We start from the raw sequence: 23438 nt of genomic DNA, 5'->3' as shown, positions 1-23438 counted from the left end.
TTAACTTGCTTCCTTACTCACTGAAGACTAGCCGGTTTCACGTGAAACCGGCTAGTCTTCAGTGAGTTCCTCCTCATCAAATAAACTTATATCTATTTGTTTGCTTGCTTTTGCGCCCAGTTTTTTTAGCTTTTCTACTTTAGATATGACGTTACCTTTACCGGTTTCTAGTTTCTTGCGGGCATCTTCATGTGTCCTTGCTAATATGGTTATCTGTTTGTCAATCTTATCCATGTCTTCGGTAAAACCAACGAATTTATCATAGAGTGCGCCGGCTTCTCTTGCTATTTCCATGACATTACGTGTTTGTCGCTCTTGTTTCCAAATACTGGCTATGGTTCGAAGGGTGGCTAGTAGCGTTGACGGGCTTACAATTACGACACGTTTATCCCATGCATCGCTAAATAGTTCGCTATCAATCGTGATTGACATACTGAAAGCAGATTCAATGGGCATAAATAACAAAACAAAATCGGGTGACGTGATTTTGTATAAATCCTGATAATTTTTGCGCGAAAGCTCCGTAACATGATTTTTGATAGATTGTATATGTTGTTTAGCAAACAATTCGCGCTCATCATCATTATCCGCTGCATTTACCCATCTCTCGTAGGCAACCAGTGAAACTTTTGCATCAATTACGAGGTGTTTTTCTTCCGGTAGATCAATGATCACATCGGGTTGCAGACGTTTACCGTCTTCAGTTTGAAAACTAGCCTGTAAACGATATTCGCTATCTCTGGTAAGACCCGATCGTTCTAATACTCGTTCTAGAACCACTTCTCCCCAATTCCCCTGTTTCTTCTGATCGCCTTTTAGGGCTCTTGTTAAATTAATAGCCTCATCCTTAATTAGCTGGCTTTGCTCCATTAATTGCATAACGACCCCTTTAAGGGAGTTTCGCTCCGCAGCCTCATGGTTATAAGTCTTATCGACTTTCTCTTCGAAGCTTTTGATATTCTGTTTTAAAGGATCTAAAAGTTGGTTGATGGTCTTGCGATTTGTTTCCGTAAATCGAAGTGTTTTTTCTTCCAGAATTTTATTAGCAATCAATTCGAACTCCTTATTGAACTGGCTTTTCATGGTTGCTATTTCTAATTTCTGTTCATTCAATTTTTCTTGTTGCGATTCAAAATAGGCATTTAAGCTTTCAATGGTTCGCTCGGCTGCTGCAGCTTTTTCACGCTCGGTTTTAACCTCATTCAACAAGCGTTCATTTTCCAAGCGGTAGTTCTCCGCTTTCTGTTCTGCTTTCGCAATTTTTACAAGGAGATCGTCGCGTTCTCCCTGGAAGCCGGGTATATTATCATTACCCGATTGATTGGTTCGTTGCGTCAGTTTATATAAAAAGAAAAGTAAGACTATGAGTAGAATAACGATCAGCAGATTTTCCATTGTTAATTGTTTTGTACAAATTTAGACAGAAAAATTGATTCAGGTAGCCTCGGTATTTAGCGCTCTTTCCAATGTGTCCTTTTAGTGCGGGTTTATTTATCAACCGACCTCGGATAAATTGTCAGTTTTTTACTTATCTTCTTGATATAATGTCAGGTAAGGTCAGCTTTTTTAATGCTATTTTAATCTTTTTGTCGTAAATTTAGGAGAAAAATGCATATCTTAGGTAGAAGTCCGGAAAAAGTAAATGTCGGTATGCAGTTTGAGGGAAGTAATATATAGTTGATAAAAAAATGGGAACAGAGTATTTATTATTAATAGGTATTGCAATCGTTAGTTTTATTGTTCAATGGCGATTCAAGAGTAAGTTTAAAGAACATTCCGAAACACCATTAAGCAGTGGCATGTCAGGTAAGGATATTGCGGAGAAGATGTTACATGACAATAATATTTATGATGTTAAGGTAGTTTCGGTAGAAGGACGATTAACCGATCATTATAATCCGGCGGATAAAACAGTGAATTTGAGTCCGGAAGTATATAGTGGACGAAGTGTTGCCGCGGCCGCTGTGGCTGCGCACGAATGTGGTCATGCCGTGCAGCATGCAAAGGCATATGCATGGTTACAATTTCGTTCAGCAATGGTGCCGGTAGTCAATGTAGCTTCTACGCTAACATCCTGGACTTTGATGATTGGTGTTATGTTAGTTTTTTTTGCAGGTAATATTATTGTACTAGCGGTAGGTGTTGCTGCTTTAGCATTGGTTACCTTATTCAGTTTCGTAACCCTGCCTGTGGAGTTTGATGCTTCCAATAGGGCTTTAGCTTGGCTGGAAGCAAACAAAGGAATAATGGCAAGCAGAGAGGAACATGATGGTGCGAAAAATGCCCTTTGGTGGGCTGCCATGACTTATGTGGTAGCTGCTCTATCTTCACTGGCAACGCTGGTATATTATGCAAGCATCTTATTTCGCTCCAGAGATTAAAAAAATAGACATACAATGCAGAACAAAGGGATTCATTTATTTATGAATCCCTTTTGTTTTTATACAAATGACCGTTTAGATAGATATTCATTTTCTTTTTCTGTCATTCGCTTTTTATCAACAGGTTTCTTATCTAAATAGCCACATAGGTGTAAAATACCATGAATAATAACGCGATGCAGCTCATCGACTTCTTTTACTAAAAAGCTTTTTGCGTTTTCCTTGATTCTATCAATACTGATGAATATATCACCTGCGATGACGTTTTCGTCTTCGCTATTATCAAAGGTTATAATATCGGTATAGGTATCGTGATTAAGATACTCCACATTTATCTTATGCAAATATTCGTCCGAGCAAAAGATGAAGCTTATTTCACCGGGTTTTAAACCTTCATTAGCAATAGCATCCTTTATCCATTGTTTTAATAGCAGTTTGTTTTTTATAGTGTATTTAATTTCTTCAGTAAAGAAGTTTACGGTAGCACTTGGCATCTCTATTTTTTTCTTTCAAATGTACAATGTTTAATACTTATAAGTAAGTTAAAGCGTAAAAAGCTGAGTCGTTAAACAATCTGCCAAGAGCTTATTGCTTACTGCCTAAAGCCTTATGTCTAGCGACCTAACTAATATGAAGTAAAAAAAAGACAGAAATTATATAGATTATAAAATAATATTCAAATACATCGTAAATTGATCAATAAAGTGTCGTAAATCCATCGTATATTTTACGATGAATTTACGATAAAAATACGATAGATTTACGGCAAAACGTAATATCTGACATATTTCAATTTCTTTTTTATACAATTTTTGTCATTTATTTCTTATGATTAATGGGCTAACGTTCGCAGGAGTAATCAGAATAAATAACGGTATTTGATAAAGCAATATTCAGCGAATAATATGTGCTTGGTAAAAAATTGTGATTTACAGATTTTTTCTATAAGTTTGTCATCCTAAAATTCGGGATGTAGCGTAGCCCGGTATCGCGCCAGCATGGGGTGCTGGAGGTCGTCGGTTCAAATCCGGCCATCCCGACAGATAAGTGTTAGGCCCAGGGCCCTTATCAAAAGAAAGAGGAATCAGATCAAGCTTGTTTGAATTTGGTTCCTCTTTCTTTGATATATACTTGGGAAACAATATTCGTCCATGACTCCTCTTCAAGGATGGTTACAGCGTAGTGTATAGGGCAGTAGTGCGTAACCAATCCGACGATTCCGACAAAGAATCGAGTCGATTAATCTTTCCTTTCCAGCCAGGAAACCTGTTGCGTACTTTTATTATCCAAACTTAAAATGGAACCGTACAAAGTAGGTTTGCGAGCTGCGATATAACGGTTGCCACCGGCATCTTGTAATTTCTGAGGCGTTAAAACGGCTGTAACCATTTCATCATCCATTGTACGACATTCATTAAGTATATCGCCGAATGGATCTAGGATCATGGAGCAACCATTTTTAAGTTGGTCATCATCCATGCCAATGGCGTTTGAGAAAACGCAGTATACACCGTTGTCATAGGCTCTGGCAGGAAGCCATTTCATCAGCCATTCACGTCCTTTCATACCATTGAATTCTATTCTTAAACTGGTTGGATCTTCTTTTCTATTTTTCCATAGCTTGGGATCAACAAAACCCGCTCCCGGACGTGGTGAGGGCGTACACATGGTTACGTGCGGCATGAAAATAATTTGGGCGCCCAATAAACGAGTTGCCCGCACGTTTTCTATGATATTATTATCATAACAGATTAATATACCACATTTCCAACCGTCCAACTCGAATATACAATATTCATTTCCTGGTTTTAAATGTGGGTTGATAAATGGGTGTAGTTTCCTGTACTTAGCAACGAGGCCATTTTTATCAACGCATACATAAGCTTTAAACAAGTTATCTTCACTGTCTTTTTCAAATAAGCCTGCTAATATGCTTATATTATTTCGAGAAGCTATTTCGGTTAATTTTTGTATGGAATAGCCATCTGGGATCGGTTCTGCTAATTCAAGCATTTCCGCTAAAGATAAATTTCTTGCAAAGGTATACCCTGTAATTGAACACTCGTGAAAAGTAATGGCCTTTGCACCTTTCATAGAGGCTTCTTTGGATAAACGATCTATCACAGACAAATTATATTCTTTATCAGCACTTCTGTGCTCAAATTGTGCAGTAGCAATGGTTATATTGTTCATGTTTCTTTTTTACAAAGGTAGTACTGCTATACGGAATAAAATTGTACAGAATCGACATCTCATTACAGTTGTAAGAAATTAACAGCAAGTTTATTACGTGTTTTAAAATAAGACGAAGGTGTCAATCCCGTGATCTTCTTAAATTCGCGAATCAGGTGAGACTGATCATAATAACCGGCCCCATAGGCTACTTGACTTAGCTTGGTTTTTGTTGATGTTTTTCTGATATCGCTTAAAAAGAAATGTAGTTTGATTAAATTGGCAAAACGTTTGGGTGTCATCCCTGTTGTGTGATTAAAAATCCGTTCTAATTGGCGTTTTTCATATCCTGAAAATTTTACCATTTCATCAACACTCAATAAGCCTCTTTTTTTAATCACATGTGAAATAGTTGCAGGTACAACCGGCGGGATGGCATACAGTATGTCAAAAAACGACTTCATGAGAAAAGGCTCAAGCACTTCAATTTTTTCATAGATACCGGCAGTGGCCTTCATTGTTGATAATAAGCCCGAAGCTGTGTTTCCTAAAATATCAGTCAAATCGAGGATAGTTTTATCCAGCGAGTTGTCTAAAAATCGATAGGTTACATAAGGTTGTAATACAATTATGGTGAGTTTTAAGGAACCGTGACAGATAAGATCTTCAAATTTCTCAACTTTTCCGTAAAGGAAGCTTGCCGGAAGATCATGTTGATAAGTTGGATGATTGTTGATAAATAGCTTTCCTTCTTCGCACAAAACAATACCCGGATTCCCATCGGGAAACAAACGAAGATGATGTAAATAGTTACCTTTTGCTTCAAGAAAAAGATAATGCTTTACCAAGCTTTTTAAGGATGCTGAGGGCAAGAGTTGCATTTGCAGTCAAACTTAGGAAATATACTTTTACCTATTAAAATGCCGTAGTAGGAAAGATAAGTATTATTCTTTAAAAATTGAAATATTCTCTGGATGATCGGATACCATTCTAGGAACTCAGCCTATTTGCCATCCTTTTTTCACGTTTTTGGAGATAGAACTTCTGTGTACTGATTTGGCATAAAATTAGATAACGGTTATTTTGAATAAAAACACGTTATCAATAACCTATGAGTAAGCGTTATATCCAGGAATATAGAAAGAATTTATTACGGGCAATTTATCATTTGGAAGAAGCCTACAAAGGGTTAAATCAAAGTCTCCGGCAACTTGCTGTAAGCGGTGAGCTTCACGAAGTAGAGGAAATATTTACAGAAGGAGAAAAGTTTGAGTTTAAGCATAGCGACTTTGACCACTTAAATGATCAAAACATTCAACATGTATTACCAATTATTCAGCTGATTGAGGAAAAATATGAAACCCTAAAGAATATCAATCAAGTATCAACTGAAGAAATTACCAAGCAATGGGAAGAAGATAACCATTTAGAAGATGAGGAAGATTGATGTCTTTTCATTGTAGATTACATTATCAATAACATTTATTAATCCTGTTTATACCAGTTTTTAAGTGCATGTATAAATGAGAAAAGACCGACATCCATATGATCCATTTCTCGATAGGTTGTTGAGGTGCAATCGAGGTTTTTTACAGCATCTGAACTTAGTTTTTCTGCCATCACTTCGGCTGGTTTTACATACCAAACAGAATCCTCTAACCCACCTACGCTTAAATAGATAGCTGTGCTGTCCTGCTTTCCGTTATTTTTCAAACTGTCCGTCAGGCGGTTTAAATAGAAATCATTGTACCAAATAGTTGGACTCGCCGAAACAAACTTATTAAAATTGCTTGCTCCACTTCGCACCTGTTCAAAGTAAGTTAATAAGGAGAAGTAACCACCAAAGGAATGGCCTAATAGCACTTTATCAGTATTTAGTCTTAGAGAATCTGCTAATCCCGGCAATAATTCGTTCGCAAGAAAGGCTTGGAATCTCCTGGCTCCTCCTTCAGCTTGCATTTCGTCAGAAGCAATGGAATGCGGATATAGAAAATCGCGTACCCGCAGGGAATCCATTTTCTCCAACGAATCATAACCAACTCCAACTAGAATGATGGGTTTCATTAGGCCTGTCTGTTCAAATTGGTGGACAATAGGAGCCAGCATAGGAAAATAAAAATTGGCATCGGTCACGACAACCAATGGATATGTTGATTTAGCCTTTTCTTCATATTCCAAAGGCTTTTGAATATAGATGGAAAACGTGTCTTTTACTTCATTTGAATATAAATTAAAACCGGATTTGCTTTCCGGTTTCCTTTCGCTATTTGGTTGACAGGCAGTTAGACAACCTATGCAGGCTAGTACATACGAGAGAATAGACTTATGAAACTTTTTATTATTTGCGAGGCGCCCGGTAATCTTTAAAAGATTCTTTAATGTGGGTAAGTATATCATATTCAGACATTTTAGTTAATTCTTCTTTATTAGGTCGATAACGTTGAATGAAAAGAAAAAGTGAATCGCCCTGAAGTCCTGTTATTTTTTGCACTTTTTCCGACGAAAAAACGTGATCTAAGTATTTTTCTCGCTCTTCTTGTAAGAGAATCTTTTGAAGCTTGGTTATAGGGCTTTTGTTCTTTCCGACAAGATTCACTAATGAAAGCAAATTTATACTGACAATAGACGCTGTACTGCTGGCTGCTCTGTTGTAGGGTAATGGCGTATTATCGAAGTAGTTTTTGGATGAGAATAGATCTTTCCAAGAAGGCTTGTTGGAATTGAAAACGGATGCATATTGTTTTCGAAAATATATAGAATCCATTGAATGGTCTTTCTTAGCCGTAATATTGATTTCATCCAATAGAATTATTCTATTGGACTTGGTGCTATCTATAGTTACCGATTTTTCGACACTGTCTAATATTATCGTAGGATTGTTCCAGGCATATAGAACAGTGAAGCAAAAAACAAAAATGATCGTAAATGTAAAACGCATAGTCGTTCTTTATTGCGATATAAAGAATTTATCAGCTGATTTACAATTAATTAACAGTTTTTAACAAGGCGCTTTGGACAAGAGAGGGAGAGGGAAAGGAAAATGGTTTAACCCAGGTACCCCGCAATGCGATTATAGATAAACGCCATTTTCGTTGGTTTTAGTTCTCCAAAACGCATTCTTTTACAGGAAGAATTTGCCACATATCCGTAGGTGGATAAAAAATGGAGTAAACACCTATTTTCTTTTGGAAAGATTAATTGATGATGGTTTCTTAAATGTAATTTGGTAAGTGCTAATCCAGCCCTTTCGGTTTTGGCTATAATAGGTCCGTTTTCTAAAGTTGGTATATAGTATCCTTCAATTTCATTTTCCTCTAAGTAAACAAGCGCATCTTTGAGAAATTTTTCTAAATAAAATAAGCGGTTTTCGGCAGATGTTTCTTGATCAAGTTTCGAAATTCCCTGCCTGAAATCTTCTTTATAAGGTTGAATATGGCTCGTTTCAAGCGTTTCCTGTGGAAAATTAATATCGGTAAAAATCATGTATTCCGTTTCCGTTACAAAACCAACTTTTTCATATATCGGTGCACCAAGCGCTGTGGCCAACAAATAAATGGTTTGGCAATTATATTCTTTGGCAATATTGACTAGTGTTTCGGTAATCAGTTTACCCAAACCTTTACCTCGGTATTCAGGGCTCACAATAATATGACCCAGCCAGGCGACGTCACCATGAATAATAGTAGCGCCAACACCCGCCAATTGGTTGTCCATGTCAACCTTTATCGGATATGAAAAAGGTTCCTCTATATAACGAGAAAAGGCGACTCGTATATCAGACCAACCATCTTGTTGTAAAGATGTTACCGGTGCTAAATCAACAGAATCCATCGGAGCTATAACCATGTAAGAAATCGATATGTTGTATGCTAATGTAAAAGATTTTACCGGATAACATTACATATCATTTTCACAATTTGCGATCGATACGAAAGCAAACCGATCGCAAATTGACTTAGGTTATTTATAACGTATTTTCTCCTAAAGAAGTGATTCCATTTAAATCGCGAAGGCGAGCGATGATACCCCAGCCATAAAAACTATTGGCTACCCCAATAAGTATTTCGTTATCTCCTTTTTGTAAAGGTAAATTAATAGCACTGTTTTCTATCGAACATCTGCCAAAAGGAGCTTTCATAATGGGGTGAGCGTAATAATTCTTGTCTACATAAATATAACGACCATTGATCAGTACCCATACTTCATCACTGAATCCGAAATCCATCCATTTCTGTTGATCGTTGTCCGACGTAATTTTCGTTTTTAACCAAATGAGGCGCCTGTTGGGATTTACGCCATAAAGCCTTGTTAAGTTTACGAGTCCTCGACGTTCAGTGTTAATTGATATCCACTTGTTGTCCGATTTTGGAAAATCATCACTCTTTGGTTCCCGGCCATATGGAAAATCGATCGGTTCAATAAGTTGCCAATGGCGAATATAACGCGGATCATTAGCAGTTGGATCGATCCCTGGTGTATTTGTAAGTCCTTCAATCGAACCGGGTTTAACCTTTAAGTTAGCAATAATCGATTCTCCGTCAAACGCCAGCGTTCCACGCGAAACATCTCCTTCCAGTTGAGGGACCCAAAGAACCGGTTTGGTTTGATCATTCAGGTATATTTGCATCTGCTTTTCCGAAATAACCAATTTAATGTGATTCCACTTTCTTTTCGAAAAATTAGCAGGTGCTTGGTAATGTGCCAACATATCCCAAAGATTAACACCTTTTAGAAAAGGAGCGTATTGCAGGGCATCCATTGCCAACGAATTACCTGCTCTTGGTGTGCGAAGGTACACACATTCAGATGCTTCGTTGCTCTGAAATCTGAAGTAAAAAGACGAGAACATGGTATCTATTGGCTGCCAGTCAAATTCAATTGTTCCGGTAGCAAATTCAAAGTCCTTTAGTCGAGTCAACCCTGCTTTCGGATGGATATGCATTGTTTGCACATCTTGTGTTTTTTTGTAGGATACCCGGCTTGAATCGTTTTGCCAATAAGACTTTTCCAGTGGAACGGTAATAATGCCATCCTTTACTTTCAACCCATTAGATTTTTGTTGTGCCGGCAAAGAAGTAGCAAGAAAAACATAAATAATTGATAAGATAAAGCGCGATGTTTTCTTCATGACTTTTGGATTAGATATAATGGTTTTACGCAAATAACGAATACGATAAACCATTTAAAGAATCAAAATCGATTCAAAATCATTCATTTCCGTTCAACCTTACTTCCGTAGGGATACAATGGAATAGAGATCAAGCAAACGAGGGCCTTGATTCGAAACCAATGAAGAAAGCTGATATTGATGGGGATGTTAATCGATGGCGAAAGAGACAGAACTAACAAAATTGACTAATTTTCCCTTATTACACTCATATATAAAGTCTCTTAGCGCTTTACTGGTATATTTTTCAAAATCTCCCACAATGGCAAGTTGCATACGATAATTGGAAAACTTTTGTAGAACCTCTCCGGCAAAACCACTCTTTAGATCGAAGAAGGAAGGACTTATATCTTTCTCATGAAGTATAATTTTTTCAAATCCCTGATAGTATAGACTCCCCATTAAATCGAGTGCGTCATCTTTGGTTTTCAAAATAATTTCATCCGAGACGATCTCAGCAATTTCTTTATTTTGTACTTTGTATGCTTTTATCTGCATTATTACAGTTGTTTGTTAGCGTATACAGGGATAACTAATCTAAATTTCGTTAAACTTAGTGAATTTTTTCCTTATAGGCTTGTATTCGTTATCGTATCTCGTAGTGGAGAAAAGTCTCGTTTATGTCAATAAGTATATATATTCCCGAGTGGGTTGTTTTTTCTCCGTATAACGTTACTATTTAGTTCTTAGAAAAAATACTTTTGTGGAAAACATAGATTTATTCTTAATAGGTTGTCTTGTGCAAGTTATCTGACGAATGCACGGATAGACTAAGTACATGAAGAGAGAGAAGAAATGAAAGCAAAGACAATTCAGACTGAACTGCGTGTAAAGAGAAAGCAATGGATTACACCACACTATATTCGGGTTTTTTTAACAGGCGAAGACATTGAGCAATTTGCCAATACAACAATAGGTGTCAATAATAAAATTTTGATACCTCCTAAAGGTGTTAAAAAGATCTACTTTCCAACCTTTGATTATGAAAAGGGCGAATGGATACATCCTCAAGAAGATGTGCGACCAGTTGTACGCACGTATACGCACCGGGGTATAAACTTACAAGCAAAGGAAATATGGATAGACTTTGTGGCACATGGGGAAGAAGGACCTGCATCTGCCTGGGCCATCAGCGCTAAAGAAGGAGATGTGCTTGGTGTTTTGATGCGGGATGGAAAGACAGAACTTTTTCCATTAACTGATAATTACGTGCTCGTTGGGGATGCCACAGGAATACCGGTTTTAGCGGCAATTTTAGAACAACTACCTCCAAATACAAAAGCTACGTGTATATTAGAAGTACATGATAAGGATGACGAACAAAGTTTGACAAGTAAAGCAGACCTAGAATTGATTTGGCTACATAACGATCATCCCCAAAAAGGAAGCTTGTTGGCCGAATTGATTCAGCATATAAATTTGCCGGAACAGCGACGCTTTGCCTATGTAGCGGCAGAATATACAACGGTGAAAGCTATCAGAAATTATCTTCGTTCCGATAAACAATGGAAGCGAGAAGAGTTATATGCATATTCCTATTGGAAAGCCGGAGCTGCAGAAGATCAATCGACGTCGGATCGTCGTAAGGAAAAAGAGGAATAGAAAAAGATCAAATATTCATATAAAAAACGTATCTTGCTATGAACCAATAGTATCACTATTAAATAGCAAATTATGAAGCGTTTAATTACTACACTTATTGCATCGAGCTTTATCGCGATCCTCTATGTTTTGTTGAAACCGGTTGATGATCAGCGGACACAAACAGTGCAGATAGAATCGGTAGTCACCAAAATAAATAAAGGACGAATGGGTGACTATATTATCGAATTAGAAGACAAGACAGGCATGTTCTTTATTAGCAAAGCGAACATTAAAGATGTGAGTTTAGATAGTTTGGTAAATAAACTAAGTGGGCAGCGTGTTTCGATCTCATTTATTAAACCGAATATTTTAAGTCGTTTTGGACCAATGATTAATAAAAAGCAGGTTACAAAACTAACGGTTGGATGTCAAACGGTGTTTTCGACAATCTAGCTCTTTTAACATTATCAAAGATAACGTATAAAAGAGCTAGTTACTGCATAAAATAACGATAAGCGTACTCACAGAAAATTATTTTCATTAATACGGAACCGTTAAAGGGCCATGGATGGCTCTACAGACCTTGCCTTCTCATAAAAGAGAGTCTCCTAGATTAAATTCCATTGACTTCCCCTTCCCCTATCTAGATCTCCTCTGCCGCAATATGCTATTAAGTTGTGAATAACTAGCAGGCAAGTATAAAGGAGAGGTTCAAGAATTAGATAGAGACGGAAAAAATTTCTATTTTCGGCATAAGTATTTTAACGAAGCATAAAACCAATTATACCGTGAGTGACCCGTTTAAATATCATAAACTTTTGTGGTATCAATCTAAAACATAATGATCATGCATACGCAAATGTCTGACGCTGAATTGATCGAGTTGTTAAGGCAAGACGATCAGGCCGCTATGCGCGAAATCTTTGAGCGTTACTGGAAAAAGCTATTTAGCGTTGCATTGAATCGCTTAGCCGTTCCGGAGCAAGCAGAAGAGTGCGTATTGGATGTTTTAATATCTGTTTGGGAGCGCCGGAACAATCTCAGCTTAAAACATACACTTGCCACCTATTTGGCCGTAGCAGTAAAATATAGAGCTATACGCATACTGGCGAAAGAGTACCAAAAAGGCTTACAAAATACGGTGGAGTTGAAAGCATATGAATTATACGGCTACGATGTGTCTTCCGTAGATGAGTATATCCTTGAAAAGGAACTAATGGAGACCTTGGAAACAGCGGTTAAACAACTACCTGAAAAATGCCGGTTGATATATCGAATGAGCAGCGAGCAAGGCATGAGCTACAAAGAAATAGCAGAAAAACTAAACCTTTCAGAGAAAACAGTACAGGCACATCTAACAAAAGCTACCAAAACCCTTCGGAGCGATCTGAGAAAACAATATCCAACCTTTTTAATAAGCGTTGTTATTACGTCTCTACACCAACTTTTATAAAGCTATCTTGCTGCTTTCGGGCAAGAATAAAAAAAGTTCTCTTTAGACTAAGGTTGGTAGACCAGAATTGATACTATAAAATAAAGACGGTATATAATGGCGGCAAAATTTACCAACGCATATATTAAAGAATTGGCCTATAAATGGGAAAGAGGACTATTGACAGATTCAGAAAAGGCAGACTTTGAAGCGTGGTATAACAGCCATAATGATAAATTAGCAGAAATATCGGCGAACTATGATGCGGAAGAGGTGATCAAGAATAGGCTCTTGAACCAATTAGTATCTCATATGGGTGCCGGGCATACAGAAAAGCGGTATCCAAAACGCCGTTTTATTTCTTGGATTGCGGTTGCTGCTATCCTTCTTTTAATGTTTAGCATTGGCACTTTTGTGTATGTAAGTGAATCGGTAGGCTTTAAACAAAGTTTGTTGACCAACAAAAATGATATTAATCCAGGGAGGAATAAAGCCATATTAACGCTCGCAGACGGGCGTAAAATTAACTTGGATGCGGGCACAGATGGTGCGATAGCAGAAGAGAACGGTATGAAGATCACAAAAACAGCTGATGGCCAACTCATTTATGAAGTGGTAGCGGATCCTGTTAAGCAAGGAAGACGAGGGGATAAAAAGGCAGAAATAGTTTATAATACGATAGAAACACCTAAGGGGGGACAATATAAGATTGTGTTACCCGACCGATCGTATGTTTGGCTCAATGCGGCCAGTACCTTAAAATATCCGACAGATTTTACCCAAGAAAATAGAACGGTAGAGTTAAAGGGGGAAGCCTATTTTGAAATCCAACCCGATAAATACCGACCTTTTATAGTGAAAAATGAACACCAGATAACAAAAGTTCTGGGCACACAATTTAATATTTCAGCCTATAACAAGGAAGAAGCGGTGAAAACCACCTTGGTGGAAGGAGCAGTTAGTGTGGTAGCTATTTCTTCAAAAGAAAATGCAGCGAGTGCTTTGACTACCCTTTAAAGCCAGGGGAGCAGAGTACCGTACATAACGGAAAGACTTCTGTACTTAAAGTTGATGTCGCGCCCTATATCGCTTGGAAAAAAGGAGTTTTTTATTTTGATGAGACGAAAATTACCGATGCAATGAATCAACTAAGTCGATGGTATGACGTCGAAATCGTATATAAAGGAGACGTCCCTGATACTTATTTCTATGGTGAAATCAGTAGAAAAAAGAGCCTATCCGCAGTATTGGCAATTTTAGAGGAGGGTGGTGTGAAGTTTAAAATTGATAAAACAACCGGGACAAATAAACTTATTGTGTATTGAGAAAAGCGTAAGTGGTGCTAGATTATGGCACAAACAAGTAAACCAAATTATTAACCATTAAACAAAAAATGTGATGATAGCGTACCAAACTTAAGACCAATGAGCCCGTCGCATTTTGAATAAACCGGATAGTGCTAGTGACACCACCCGGTAGATTTGGATGCGCAATATCGCTTCCTTTAAGGAAGCAAAAGGATCTAACCGATTATATTACATCATTCAAACAGTACAAACATATGATTTTTTACGCATGTGTTAAAGGCTCGTTTTGGCCTTTAGCTTATCGATGGCTACTGATTATGAAACTAACAGTTTTCATTACACTTCTATCTGTGATGCAAGTAGTTGCAAGCGGTTTTGCTCAAACAATTACCTTAAAGGCAAAGAACATTCCCTTGTCGCACGTAATGCGTGTTATTCAGAAGCAAAGTGGCCACCCCTTTTTTCTTAATGGAAAAGATTTGGCAGAAAAAAAAGTAAAAGCAGATTTTAAAAATGTACCGCTCAATAAAGCGATGGCCGATTTATTAAAGCCGTTGGCATTGGAATGGACATTGAAAGATGGCACGATTGTGATTAAACAGAGTCAGCATCAGACCGGAAATGGAGACATTAATTTTGCAGATATACAACCGAAAAGCGTGAGAGGACGCGTGACGGATGAGCAAGGAAAGCCCATTGAACGGGTTACAGTTTTATTGAAAGGAACTTCTCTAGCCAGTTCTACAGACGTGCAGGGGAACTATCAGATTAATTTAAGTAAAGAGGGGAGTATCCTTGTTTTTACCGCCTTAGGTTATGAAACCGTTGAGAAGCCAATTGATGGTTTAACAACAATTAATATCATGATGAAAGAATCGATAAGTGATTTGGATGAGGTTGTGGTAGTGGGGTATGGTACACAGCGAAAGCGCGATCTTACAGGAGCAGTCGCTTCCATAAAGGCCGAAGAAATAAGTCAAGTACCGGCTCCCAATATGATTCAATCACTCGCGGGTAGAGCATCGGGCGTTTATGTTTCACAAAACACAGGCTCGCCTGGAAGTCCTGTTAGTGTTCGTATTCGAGGTACAAACTCTATAAAAGGCAGTAATGAACCGCTCTATGTGGTGGATGGGTTTCCGTACTCCGGTTCCCCTTTACTATTGAACAATGCGGATATTGAATCGGTTGAGATTTTAAAAGACGCATCAGCAACGGCTATATACGGCTCTCGAGGTGCAAATGGCGTTGTTTTGATTACTACTAAAACAGGGAAGTCCGGCAAGATTAAAGTGGATTACGACGGGTATATCGGTATTCAATCTTTACGTAAAAAGCTTGACCTAATGAATGCAACCGAATATGCGAATTTTTATAATGAACAGGCTGCTAATGATGGCTTGGCACCTCATTTCACAGCGGAAGAAATTGCTTCATTTGGCGAAGGGACAGATTGGCAAGATGTGGTATTCCGCAGTGCACCAATTATTAGCAATACGGTTACCATCAGTGGCGGAAATGATAAAACAAGATATTCTATTTCTGGAGGAAACTTCAAGCAGAACGGAATTATTGAGGGGAGCGATTATATGCGGAACTCCTTGCGTGTCAACTTAAACTCCGATATCAGTGATAAACTTAAATTCGATTTTAGCGGTATTTTGAGTCGCTTTGATGAAAACAGAAAGGAATCGGAGAAAGGAAACCGTGGTTCTACACTAATTTCAGCAGCGCTATCGGGCTATCCGACGATGCCTTTGTATAATGCAGATGGAAGTTATTCAAATCTAACAGAAGCCTATACCTGGGGATCGAACGTTATGGTGAATCCATTAAATTTTTTACATGAGGAGTCGGATAAAATAAAGTCGGATAATGTACTTGCCAATCTATCGCTAAGCTATGAGCCTATAAAGGGTTTAGTGTTTAAAACATTAGGTGGGATTGAAAATAGTAGTGATCGTAAAGATAGATACCGAACCACGCGATTTGTTAATTCTACCGGCCAAGCATGGATTGAGACCCCTCAAAATACCAGTATACTAAGCGAAAATACAGTGAATTATCGAAAGGATTTTGGTAAACACAATCTCAATGCTTTGGCGGGGTTCACGTATCAAAACTATGTTGCGACTACTTTTACTGCTTCAGGTACCGGGTTTATCAGTGATAATCAGGAAACGTATGACATCGGAGCGGCGGCCACGCAGAGTGTACCTAGCTCCTCTTATACGAAATGGAGTTTAATTTCTTATCTGGCTCGTGTAAATTACTCATTTGACAATCGCTTTTTAGCGACTATTAGTTTTCGAACAGATGGTTCTTCCCGTTATAGTGAAGGGCAAAAATGGGGTTACTTTCCTTCGGCGGCGCTTGCGTGGCGTCTTTCTGAGGAAGGGTTTATTAAGCGTATTCCAGCCATTTCGGATTTAAAAGTCCGAGTAGGCTACGGCGAAACCGGGAATACAGCTATCGATCCCTATTTTACGTTAAACCAGTTGGTTTCTAGCCAAGTAGTATTTGGTGATGCTTTGGTTCCGGCGTATTCACCAAGCGACCGCTTGGCCGGACCTTTGAAATGGGAGACAACATCCCAAACCGATGTGGGGATCGACTTAGGCTTATTTGACAATCGCTTGAGCTTAACCGCTGATTTTTATGTGAAGAACACACGCGATTTGTTGAATAACGTCACCTTACCGGCGTCACAAGGGTACAAGTACACTGTTCAGAATGTAGGCAAAATTCGAAACAGGGGGATTGATCTTAATGTAACAGGTGATGTTTTTAAAGGAGATTTTAATTGGCAGTTAGGTGGAAACATATCCTTTAATCGAAATAAAGTAATGGAACTATATGGAGGGAACGATATTTTGGGCGCAGCAATTGGAGCTGCATCGATCGACAATATCAATATTTTGCGGGAGGGCTATCCACTAGGGTCCTTTTATGGCTATGTAGAGGAAGGCTATGATGCGAACGGTTATATAGTCTATAAAGACTTCAATGGAAATGGAAGCAGAGATCAGGGAGATAAACAAATTATCGGTAATCCCAATCCAGACTTTACTTACGGTTTTACCTCTTCTATGTCTTATAAGGGTTTTGATCTCTCCATTTTTTTGCAAGGAAGCCAAGGCAATGATATTTATAATCTGAGTGCGCAAGGACAGGGATATGATTATGGGCAAGCCCTCAATATGTTGCGAGAAGTATATACCGACCATTGGACCCCAACAAATACCAATGCAAAATACCCCATTATCAAAACCAATTCACAGGCACAGGTATCCGATCGTTTTGTGGAAGATGGCTCCTTTTTTCGTGTGAAGAATATTCAACTTGCATACAATCTACCAACGGATAAATGGCAATTAAATTGGTTGTCGAGCGGACAGGTATATATAAGCGCGCAGAATTTATTCACAATAACCAATTACTCTTGGTATGATCCGGAGGTGAATTCCTATGGTGGAACTAATTCGATCGAGCAGGGTATAGACCACTATGTTTATCCAACTGCCAAGACAGTGACGTTTGGTATCAGGGCAAGTTTTTAATAGATGTCATTTAATTAAAGAGATCAACATGAAGAATTTAATAATAGGACTTGTAGGGTTGTTTGTTTTTTCGGCTTGCTCGGATGCCTTGACGGAGAAACCCAAATCACAAGCAGAAGACAATTTTTATAATACAACGGCCGAAGTAAAAGCGGCTGTCAATGCAATTTACGGGCCTATGCGGGAAGGGGATGCTTTTGGATTGAATTATCCCGCTCAGCTGGAGGGATTACCTGATTATGGATACTCAAGAGGTTCGCAAGCAGTGGTCAGTACCTATCAAGGATTAGATAACACGAATATCAATCGAGTATCCGTTGTGTGGGACAAACTATATCGTTCCATTCGAAATGCTAATATTGTTATTTCGAAGGTGCCATTAGCTACTGAAGTAAGCGATGAAGAAAAAACGCTTTATATTGCTGAAGCGAAATACCTTCGCGCAATGATGTATTTTTCATTAGTTCGCTGCTTCGGAGGATTACCCATTCGAACGGAAGCTAATATTGATATCTCGGATGTTCCCCGATCATCGGTGGAAGAAGTGTTCAATTTAATACTGCAAGATGCAACGGATGCAGAGGCCGGGTTACCACCAACAGTTCAAGACCTTGGAAGGCCAACTCTCTGGGCAGCGAAGACCTTGTTGACAGAAATTTATCTATATCAGCAAAAATGGGAGCAGGCCGCGGCTAAATCGGAAGAGGTGATTTCTTCGGAAAGATTTGCTTTGGTTGAAGTTTCCACTCCCGATGATTTTCAAAAGATATTCGGTCCTGATGTGGTGAATACACCGGAAGAGATCTTTTATTTGAAATTTAATAGACAGCAAGGTTTCGGGCTGGTCAGCTATGCCCACCGCAAAACTTCAGAATACAATTACTACGGGCCCGGAGGAGTTTATGCCCAATATACAGATTCGTTGAAAAACCCTTTCATAAAAAATTGGGATCATGCTGATCTGAGAAAAGAACACATCTTATACAATGTGGATGTCGGTCTAGGACCAACAACATGCTTGTTTAGAAAATTTAGGGACCCCGATGCAACGGCAGGTGCCGCGAATGACTACCCTTGGTACCGTTACGCAGATTTATTATTATTTCATGCGGAAGCGGAGGCTCGAGCGAAAGGTGCTCCTACCGATGCCGCCATAGAAAGTCTAAACAAAATACATAGACGTGCTTATGGTTATCCATCAACGGTTGCATCGGCGATAGACTTTAAGATTCAGGATTTTAATCTCGATTCTTTTTTGGATAAAGTGATTGAAGAAAGGGGATACGAAACCATGTATGAAGGGAAACGTTGGCTGGACTTGGTGAGGCTTGGTATAGCGAAACAGCGTATCTTGGAAGTTAAAGGGATTACCGTTGCGGATAAAGTGATGCTATGGCCACTTCCAAATTCGGAGATATTATACAACAAAGCAATGGAAAGCGAACAGAATCCCGGTTATTAAGAGGAAAACTTAATTTTAAAATATGTAGACACCCTATTATGAAAAAGACACTATTCAAGATTTATCTGCTATTAGCAATAGTTGGTTGCAGTTCTAAAAAGCAATATTATGAGGAAGCAGATATTATTATTTACGGCGGCACTTCTGCCGCCATTACTGCTGCGGTGCAAGCAAAGAAATCGGGTAAGTCGGTTATCGTTGTTTCTCCCGATACGCACTTAGGTGGCCTGTCTTCTGGCGGCCTAGGTTTTACCGACACAGGAGATAAGTCGGTTATTGGAGGCTTAGCCCGAGATTTTTATCATCGTGTTTATATGGCTTATCAGGACAGTGCTACATGGCGTTGGCAAAAGCAAGCGGAATACGGTAATAAAGGTCAGGGAACTCCGGCAATTGACGGTAATGCCCGCACCATGTGGATTTTTGAACCACATGTAGCCGAACAAATTTTCGAAAACTACGTAAAGGAATTCGATTTGGACGTGCGTAGGGACGAATGGCTTGATCGTGAGAAAGGGGTAGCGATGGAAGACGGCAAAATAGTGTCCATTACAACACTTGCCGGCAAGACCTTTCGTGGTAAAATGTTTATTGATGCAACCTATGAAGGAGATTTAATGGCTGCTGCAGGGGTAAGCTACCACGTGGGGCGCGAAGCCAACAGCCAATATGGCGAAAAATGGAATGGCGTACAAACAGGCGTGCTACATCATGGACATTACTTCAAGTCGAACATCAGTCCCTATAAAGTTCCAGGCGATTCAACAAGCGGCTTGCTCTTTGGTGTATCGAACGCCGATCCCGGTAAATATGGTGAAGGTGATAACAAAGTACAAGCCTATTGCTTCCGTATGTGTTTGAGTAATCATCCGGATAACCGTGTTCCTTTCCCTAAACCAGCCAATTATAATGCGGATAATTACGAGTTATTAGCACGGGTTTATGCTGCCGGCTGGCGAGAAACATTCCAAAAATATGATCCCATACCGAACCGGAAAACCGATACCAATAATCATGGTCCTTTCAGTACCGACTTTATTGGTATGAATTACGATTATCCGGATGCTAGTTATGAACGGCGTAAAGAGATTATCAAGGAGCATACCGATTATCAACAGGGTCTTATGTATTTCTTGGCAAACGACTCGCGCGTACCGGAAGATGTACGTCAAGAAATGGCACAGTGGGGGCTAGCCAAAGATGAATTTAAAGACAATGGAGGCTGGCCACATCAGATTTATGTACGGGAAGCACGAAGGATGATCGGTACCTATGTGATGACAGAGCATGATACCTTTAGTGAGCGCGAAATAAAAGATCCGGTAGGTATGGGCTCCTATGCCTTAGATTCGCATAATGTACAACGGTATGTGAAACCGGATGGTTTTGTTCAAAATGAAGGGGATATTGGTGTATCTCCAAAAAAAGGACCTTATCAGATTGCGTATGGGGCCCTTACGCCCAAAAAAGAAGAATGTAGCAATTTACTGGTGCCGGTTTGTGTATCAAGTTCACACATCGCCTTCGGGAGTATACGCATGGAACCCGTATTTATGATTCTTGGTCAAAGCGCATCCTTGGCTGCATCTTTAGCTATTGATAAAGGGATCGATGTACAGGAAGTCGCCTATGCCGATCTGGAAAAGAAACTAAAGCAAGAAAAGCAGGTATTGGAGAAGCCGGCTAAATAATATAAAACGAAAAGTACGCATTAATGCGTACTTTTCATTCGTCGCATTTTACGTCGCTTTTGTCGTAATCCTTCCCCGTTTGAGGTATAAACTTTCGTAAGTTTGTATTGGTCAGTATTGAAAATTATCATGAAAAGCAAACATCAGGAACTTGAGAATCTTTTTGAACAAGTTATGGCAGAAATGCTAGAGTTATTCGACTCAATGACGGAGCAACAGATGAATCGATGCTTGGTTATCGGAAAATGGACACCTGGTCAATTGGGTCTGCATTTGTACAAATCTTATGCTTCGATCTATACGATGAAAGGGACGACCATAGAGGCGAACAGACCAATTGATTTAAACCTACCACTGATAAAGAGTGTTCTTCTGAATTTCGAGAAGCAGTATCAAGCACCGCAGGAAGTGGTGCCGTCCGCTGATCGGATCGTAAAGAAAAAACTGATGCACGGTCTTCAACAGCGCGTCGAACAACATCGCGAAGTATGGCAGCAAGAAGATGTATCACGCTTATGCACAGATTTTGCTATCCCTCAATACGGCCCATTTACACGGTTGGAATGGTTGGGTTTTAATACGTATCATACCCTGCGACACCTGCAACAACTGACAGAGCAATTAGCCTCTTCCACGCGCAGCCTATGATTTAGCATTTCTTTTCTATATTCGCTTAGGTTATGGATCATCAAAAACTGCGAGCACCTGAATGTATATCCTTATTTGTAAAAGATATCTGGATATATAAAGAAGATACCGTCAATGGGCAAGTCAACTTACCCTTCTTTGCCGATGGTTATCCGGGGCTCCTTTTTCAACAGACAAAAGAGGGCTTACTTATTAAGCCACATGGGAAATTGATGCCCCTATCTTTTTTGTATGGACAGACAATCCAACCGATTGAAATGCAGCTAACCGGGCCATACTTGCTTATTATATTTCGGCTTTATCCCTTTGTTTTCAAAAGTTTCTTTAATGTCGACCCGCAATCCATTAATGATGGCTGCTATGATTTAACGTCTTTTCGTGAAATAGATATGGCCTCGTTTAACGATAGATTGTTGGCTTATCGCACAGTGGACGAAAAGATAGAAGCCATTACGCAGCTTCTATCTTCATTGTTAGCACAAAAAAAAGCAAAAGCTTGACTTAAAGATTAAACAAGCAATTGAGCGGATTATTCAAACGAACGGACAGGAAAGTATTCATGCAATTGCCTCTGCACTATATATCCATGGTAGGACCCTTGAAAGGCGCTTCATAAAAGAAACAGGACTATCACCAAAGCAATTTGCCAAGATTATTCAATTTCAGGCGTCTTTTTCTCAACTTGCGCTCAAAGATTTTAAAAAGATGAATGAAATTGTTTATGAAAATGGCTTTGCCGATCAGTCGCACTTCATTCGCGTATTTAAGGCATTTACCGGCGAAACCCCACGAGTTTTCTCTCAACGGACGGACTAGCTTTTGTCGTTTTTTTTCTATTTCTCAGACTGAGATACGCAGAAATTCGTGATATCATTTTGTGTTAAATTTAAAAAGGAATTATCATGAATTTAATTGTATTCGGATCTACCGGAAGTATAGGTACACTTATCGTAAAGCAGGCCCTTCAAGAAGGCCATCGCGTAACAGCCTTTACCAGAAACCCTGAAAAGTTACAAGCGCCGGCATCTCCACTATTGCACATTTTCAAGGGAGACCTAACAGATAAAACAGCGATACAAGAAGCGGTTAAAAACCAGGAAGCCGTGTTATGCGCAATAGGCGATGGAAATAAAGGGAGTATCCGAGCAATCGGTACCAAAAATATAATTGACGCCATGAAGCAGGAAGGGATAAAGCGATTAATCTGTGAAACGACTCTTGGCCTTGGGGATAGTGCCGGAAACCTCAATTTTTTTTGGAAATACGTTATGTTTGGTATGCTTCTTAAAAAGGCTTTCAAAGATCATCAATTACAAGAGCAGCATTTAGTAGGCAGCGATTTAGATTATACAATTGTACGGCCTTCGGCTTTTACCGCGGGCGAGCGAACAGATCGTTATAAGATCGGCTTTGATAGCAAAGCAAAAGGACTGTCCTTGAAAATTTCTCGGGCGGACGTAGCCGGTTTTATGCTAAAACAGGTGACAAGCAATGAGTATATCAGGAAAGCCGTGAGTATATCTAATTAGATATACTCACAACGGATTTGTTTTTTTGTCGAAGATTTTTATCGTTGTTGAGTTGGAAAGGATCTGTGCTCACAGGATGGCTAAACGATTCTACAGGTATAGTTAAAGAAGGATTCTGTTTTAGCTTCTGAGATTTGCTGATATTGATTTTTTTGTCGTGTCTAGGCGGAAAATATTGCTCATCGGAATCTTTACTATCGGAAAAAGGATGATTATCCTCTTTTTCTGAAGCAAGGGGCAAGGCAATGGTACTAACCGTGCCGTTGGCGTTAATGACGGATGAACCTGCAATTACGGAATGTGAACCGTCTGCGTTAACGATGATAGAACCATGAACAGTTGATACCGAACCGTTGGAGCTGATAATTGTGGATCCATTTTGTATGGAAATGGTTCCGTCTTGATTAACGATAACACCTTGAGCAAAGGAACTGAGGGTAAGAAGGGTCAGTCCGCTTAGTAGTAACCATATTTTTATTGATGTAAAGCGCTGCTTCATAAAAAT

At 39.2% G+C, this 23438-nt stretch carries 24 protein-coding genes and 1 tRNA gene; 15 read left to right on the top strand and 10 right to left on the bottom strand.

The features are described from left to right. Positions 1-51 precede the first annotated feature (51 nt). Positions 52-1395, bottom strand: coding sequence for a DNA recombination protein RmuC (locus tag QT327_RS24350; RefSeq protein WP_289554205.1), 1344 nt, complete (start codon positions 1393-1395; stop codon positions 52-54). Between the two features lie 293 nt (positions 1396-1688). Here QT327_RS24350 and QT327_RS24345 point away from each other — a divergent pair, with 293 nt between their 5' ends. Next, positions 1689-2381: a zinc metallopeptidase gene (locus tag QT327_RS24345; protein WP_289554204.1), complete on the top strand. Its 693-nt coding sequence runs from the start codon at positions 1689-1691 to the stop codon at positions 2379-2381. 59 nt (positions 2382-2440) lie between these two features. Here the strand turns inward: QT327_RS24345 and ybeY are convergent, their stop codons facing one another. Further along, positions 2441-2875 (bottom strand): rRNA maturation RNase YbeY, encoded by a 435-nt coding sequence (ybeY, locus tag QT327_RS24340; RefSeq protein WP_289554203.1) that lies wholly within the window; start codon positions 2873-2875, stop codon positions 2441-2443. Between the two features lie 472 nt (positions 2876-3347). Here ybeY and QT327_RS24335 point away from each other — a divergent pair. Next, positions 3348-3421 (top strand) — tRNA-Pro (locus QT327_RS24335). 199 nt (positions 3422-3620) lie between these two features. On the opposite strand, the gene QT327_RS24330 is transcribed toward QT327_RS24335, so the two are convergent. Both QT327_RS24330 and QT327_RS24325 read right to left on the bottom strand, forming a co-directional pair. Further along, positions 3621-4574, bottom strand: coding sequence for a nitrilase family protein (locus QT327_RS24330; RefSeq protein WP_289554202.1), 954 nt, complete (start codon positions 4572-4574; stop codon positions 3621-3623). Between the two features lie 62 nt (positions 4575-4636). Beyond that, complete coding sequence (locus QT327_RS24325) at positions 4637-5434, bottom strand: helix-turn-helix domain-containing protein (RefSeq protein WP_289554201.1); 798 nt, start codon at positions 5432-5434, stop codon at positions 4637-4639. A 230-nt stretch (positions 5435-5664) separates the two neighbouring features. Here QT327_RS24325 and QT327_RS24320 point away from each other — a divergent pair, with 230 nt between their 5' ends. Beyond that, positions 5665-6000, top strand: a complete 336-nt coding sequence (locus QT327_RS24320; RefSeq protein WP_013664580.1) for a hypothetical protein — start codon at positions 5665-5667, stop codon at positions 5998-6000. Positions 6001-6038: 38 nt separating this feature from the next. Here the strand turns inward: QT327_RS24320 and QT327_RS24315 are convergent, their stop codons facing one another. From QT327_RS24315 to QT327_RS24295, 5 genes are all read right to left on the bottom strand, one after another. Further along, on the bottom strand, positions 6039-6950 hold the full coding sequence (locus QT327_RS24315; protein ID WP_289554200.1) for an alpha/beta hydrolase: 912 nt from the start codon (positions 6948-6950) through the stop codon (positions 6039-6041). Continuing rightward, positions 6892-7491, bottom strand: coding sequence for a hypothetical protein (locus tag QT327_RS24310; RefSeq protein ID WP_289554199.1), 600 nt, complete (start codon positions 7489-7491; stop codon positions 6892-6894). The genes QT327_RS24315 and QT327_RS24310 overlap by 59 nt, the downstream gene beginning before the upstream one ends. Positions 7492-7598: 107 nt before the next feature. Next, positions 7599-8399, bottom strand: a complete 801-nt coding sequence (locus QT327_RS24305; protein WP_289554198.1) for a GNAT family N-acetyltransferase — start codon at positions 8397-8399, stop codon at positions 7599-7601. A 118-nt stretch (positions 8400-8517) separates the two neighbouring features. Beyond that, positions 8518-9681 carry a hypothetical protein gene (locus tag QT327_RS24300; protein WP_289554197.1) on the bottom strand — a complete coding sequence of 388 codons (1164 nt, stop codon included), beginning with the start codon at positions 9679-9681 and terminating at the stop codon, positions 8518-8520. Positions 9682-9870: 189 nt separating this feature from the next. Next, complete coding sequence (locus QT327_RS24295) at positions 9871-10218, bottom strand: DUF4180 domain-containing protein (RefSeq protein ID WP_289554196.1); 348 nt, start codon at positions 10216-10218, stop codon at positions 9871-9873. A gap of 297 nt (positions 10219-10515) precedes the next feature. Here QT327_RS24295 and QT327_RS24290 point away from each other — a divergent pair, with 297 nt between their 5' ends. The 12 genes from QT327_RS24290 to QT327_RS24235 all read left to right on the top strand — a co-directional run bounded on the left by QT327_RS24290 (position 10516) and on the right by QT327_RS24235 (position 22933). After that, entirely contained in the window at positions 10516-11322 is an 807-nt protein-coding gene (locus QT327_RS24290; protein WP_289554195.1) for a siderophore-interacting protein, read from the top strand. A 72-nt stretch (positions 11323-11394) separates the two neighbouring features. Then, positions 11395-11757, top strand: coding sequence for a hypothetical protein (locus QT327_RS24285; RefSeq protein WP_289554194.1), 363 nt, complete (start codon positions 11395-11397; stop codon positions 11755-11757). Positions 11758-12151: 394 nt separating this feature from the next. Beyond that, a complete protein-coding gene (locus QT327_RS24280) occupies positions 12152-12757 on the top strand; it encodes an RNA polymerase sigma-70 factor (protein WP_289554193.1) in 606 nt (201 codons plus the stop codon). 96 nt (positions 12758-12853) lie between these two features. After that, entirely contained in the window at positions 12854-13753 is a 900-nt protein-coding gene (locus QT327_RS24275; protein WP_289554192.1) for a FecR family protein, read from the top strand. A gap of 68 nt (positions 13754-13821) precedes the next feature. Beyond that, positions 13822-14061 (top strand): DUF4974 domain-containing protein, encoded by a 240-nt coding sequence (locus tag QT327_RS24270; RefSeq protein ID WP_289554458.1) that lies wholly within the window; start codon positions 13822-13824, stop codon positions 14059-14061. A 299-nt stretch (positions 14062-14360) separates the two neighbouring features. Continuing rightward, positions 14361-17603, top strand: coding sequence for a SusC/RagA family TonB-linked outer membrane protein (locus tag QT327_RS24265; RefSeq protein ID WP_289554191.1), 3243 nt, complete (start codon positions 14361-14363; stop codon positions 17601-17603). A gap of 28 nt (positions 17604-17631) precedes the next feature. Further along, positions 17632-19065: a RagB/SusD family nutrient uptake outer membrane protein gene (locus QT327_RS24260; RefSeq protein WP_013664570.1), complete on the top strand. Its 1434-nt coding sequence runs from the start codon at positions 17632-17634 to the stop codon at positions 19063-19065. Positions 19066-19103: 38 nt separating this feature from the next. Further along, the gene (locus tag QT327_RS24255) at positions 19104-20756 is read left to right on the top strand and encodes an FAD-dependent oxidoreductase (RefSeq protein ID WP_289554190.1); all 1653 of its coding nucleotides are present in this window, start codon (positions 19104-19106) and stop codon (positions 20754-20756) included. A 129-nt stretch (positions 20757-20885) separates the two neighbouring features. Next, on the top strand, positions 20886-21404 hold the full coding sequence (locus tag QT327_RS24250; protein ID WP_013664568.1) for a DinB family protein: 519 nt from the start codon (positions 20886-20888) through the stop codon (positions 21402-21404). A gap of 32 nt (positions 21405-21436) precedes the next feature. After that, positions 21437-21904, top strand: coding sequence for a DUF6597 domain-containing transcriptional factor (locus tag QT327_RS24245; RefSeq protein ID WP_289554189.1), 468 nt, complete (start codon positions 21437-21439; stop codon positions 21902-21904). Positions 21905-21911: 7 nt separating this feature from the next. Further along, positions 21912-22220 carry a helix-turn-helix domain-containing protein gene (locus QT327_RS24240; protein ID WP_354004835.1) on the top strand — a complete coding sequence of 103 codons (309 nt, stop codon included), beginning with the start codon at positions 21912-21914 and terminating at the stop codon, positions 22218-22220. Positions 22221-22306: 86 nt separating this feature from the next. Continuing rightward, entirely contained in the window at positions 22307-22933 is a 627-nt protein-coding gene (locus tag QT327_RS24235) for an NAD(P)-dependent oxidoreductase (protein WP_289554188.1), read from the top strand. Here QT327_RS24235 and QT327_RS24230 read toward each other — a convergent pair. Continuing rightward, the gene (locus QT327_RS24230; RefSeq protein WP_289554187.1) at positions 22926-23432 is read right to left on the bottom strand and encodes a hypothetical protein; all 507 of its coding nucleotides are present in this window, start codon (positions 23430-23432) and stop codon (positions 22926-22928) included. The two genes, QT327_RS24235 and QT327_RS24230, sit on opposite strands and share 8 nt — an antisense overlap. Positions 23433-23438 lie beyond the last annotated feature (6 nt).

Origin of the sequence: Olivibacter sp. 47 (assembly GCF_030372825.1) — a bacterium.
In the GTDB taxonomy this organism is placed as follows: Bacteria; Bacteroidota; Bacteroidia; order Sphingobacteriales; family Sphingobacteriaceae; genus Olivibacter; species Olivibacter oleidegradans.
Note: the sequence above shows the minus strand (reverse complement) of the source record. Positions and strands in the feature narration are given on the sequence as shown.

Bases quoted from the DNA above. Each gene is read 5' to 3' on its own strand.
- QT327_RS24285 (WP_289554194.1), top strand. From the start codon at position 11,395: ATGAAGCGTTTAATTACTACACTTATTGCATCGAGCTTTATCGCGATC.
- QT327_RS24250 (WP_013664568.1), top strand. From the start codon at position 20,886: ATGAAAAGCAAACATCAGGAACTTGAGAATCTTTTTGAACAAGTTATG.
- QT327_RS24290 (WP_289554195.1), top strand. From the start codon at position 10,516: ATGAAAGCAAAGACAATTCAGACTGAACTGCGTGTAAAGAGAAAGCAA.
- QT327_RS24265 (WP_289554191.1), top strand. From the start codon at position 14,361: ATGAAACTAACAGTTTTCATTACACTTCTATCTGTGATGCAAGTAGTT.
- QT327_RS24300 (WP_289554197.1), bottom strand. From the start codon at position 9,681: ATGAAGAAAACATCGCGCTTTATCTTATCAATTATTTATGTTTTTCTT.
- QT327_RS24280 (WP_289554193.1), top strand. From the start codon at position 12,152: ATGCATACGCAAATGTCTGACGCTGAATTGATCGAGTTGTTAAGGCAA.
- QT327_RS24275 (WP_289554192.1), top strand. From the start codon at position 12,854: ATGGCGGCAAAATTTACCAACGCATATATTAAAGAATTGGCCTATAAA.
- QT327_RS24315 (WP_289554200.1), bottom strand. From the start codon at position 6,950: ATGATATACTTACCCACATTAAAGAATCTTTTAAAGATTACCGGGCGC.
- QT327_RS24320 (WP_013664580.1), top strand. From the start codon at position 5,665: ATGAGTAAGCGTTATATCCAGGAATATAGAAAGAATTTATTACGGGCA.
- QT327_RS24310 (WP_289554199.1), bottom strand. From the start codon at position 7,491: ATGCGTTTTACATTTACGATCATTTTTGTTTTTTGCTTCACTGTTCTA.
- QT327_RS24245 (WP_289554189.1), top strand. From the start codon at position 21,437: ATGGATCATCAAAAACTGCGAGCACCTGAATGTATATCCTTATTTGTA.
- QT327_RS24260 (WP_013664570.1), top strand. From the start codon at position 17,632: ATGAAGAATTTAATAATAGGACTTGTAGGGTTGTTTGTTTTTTCGGCT.
- QT327_RS24230 (WP_289554187.1), bottom strand. From the start codon at position 23,432: ATGAAGCAGCGCTTTACATCAATAAAAATATGGTTACTACTAAGCGGA.
- QT327_RS24255 (WP_289554190.1), top strand. From the start codon at position 19,104: ATGAAAAAGACACTATTCAAGATTTATCTGCTATTAGCAATAGTTGGT.
- QT327_RS24345 (WP_289554204.1), top strand. From the start codon at position 1,689: ATGGGAACAGAGTATTTATTATTAATAGGTATTGCAATCGTTAGTTTT.
- ybeY (WP_289554203.1), bottom strand. From the start codon at position 2,875: ATGCCAAGTGCTACCGTAAACTTCTTTACTGAAGAAATTAAATACACT.
- QT327_RS24235 (WP_289554188.1), top strand. From the start codon at position 22,307: ATGAATTTAATTGTATTCGGATCTACCGGAAGTATAGGTACACTTATC.
- QT327_RS24325 (WP_289554201.1), bottom strand. From the start codon at position 5,434: ATGCAACTCTTGCCCTCAGCATCCTTAAAAAGCTTGGTAAAGCATTAT.
- QT327_RS24350 (WP_289554205.1), bottom strand. From the start codon at position 1,395: ATGGAAAATCTGCTGATCGTTATTCTACTCATAGTCTTACTTTTCTTT.
- QT327_RS24295 (WP_289554196.1), bottom strand. From the start codon at position 10,218: ATGCAGATAAAAGCATACAAAGTACAAAATAAAGAAATTGCTGAGATC.
- QT327_RS24305 (WP_289554198.1), bottom strand. From the start codon at position 8,399: ATGGTTATAGCTCCGATGGATTCTGTTGATTTAGCACCGGTAACATCT.
- QT327_RS24330 (WP_289554202.1), bottom strand. From the start codon at position 4,574: ATGAACAATATAACCATTGCTACTGCACAATTTGAGCACAGAAGTGCT.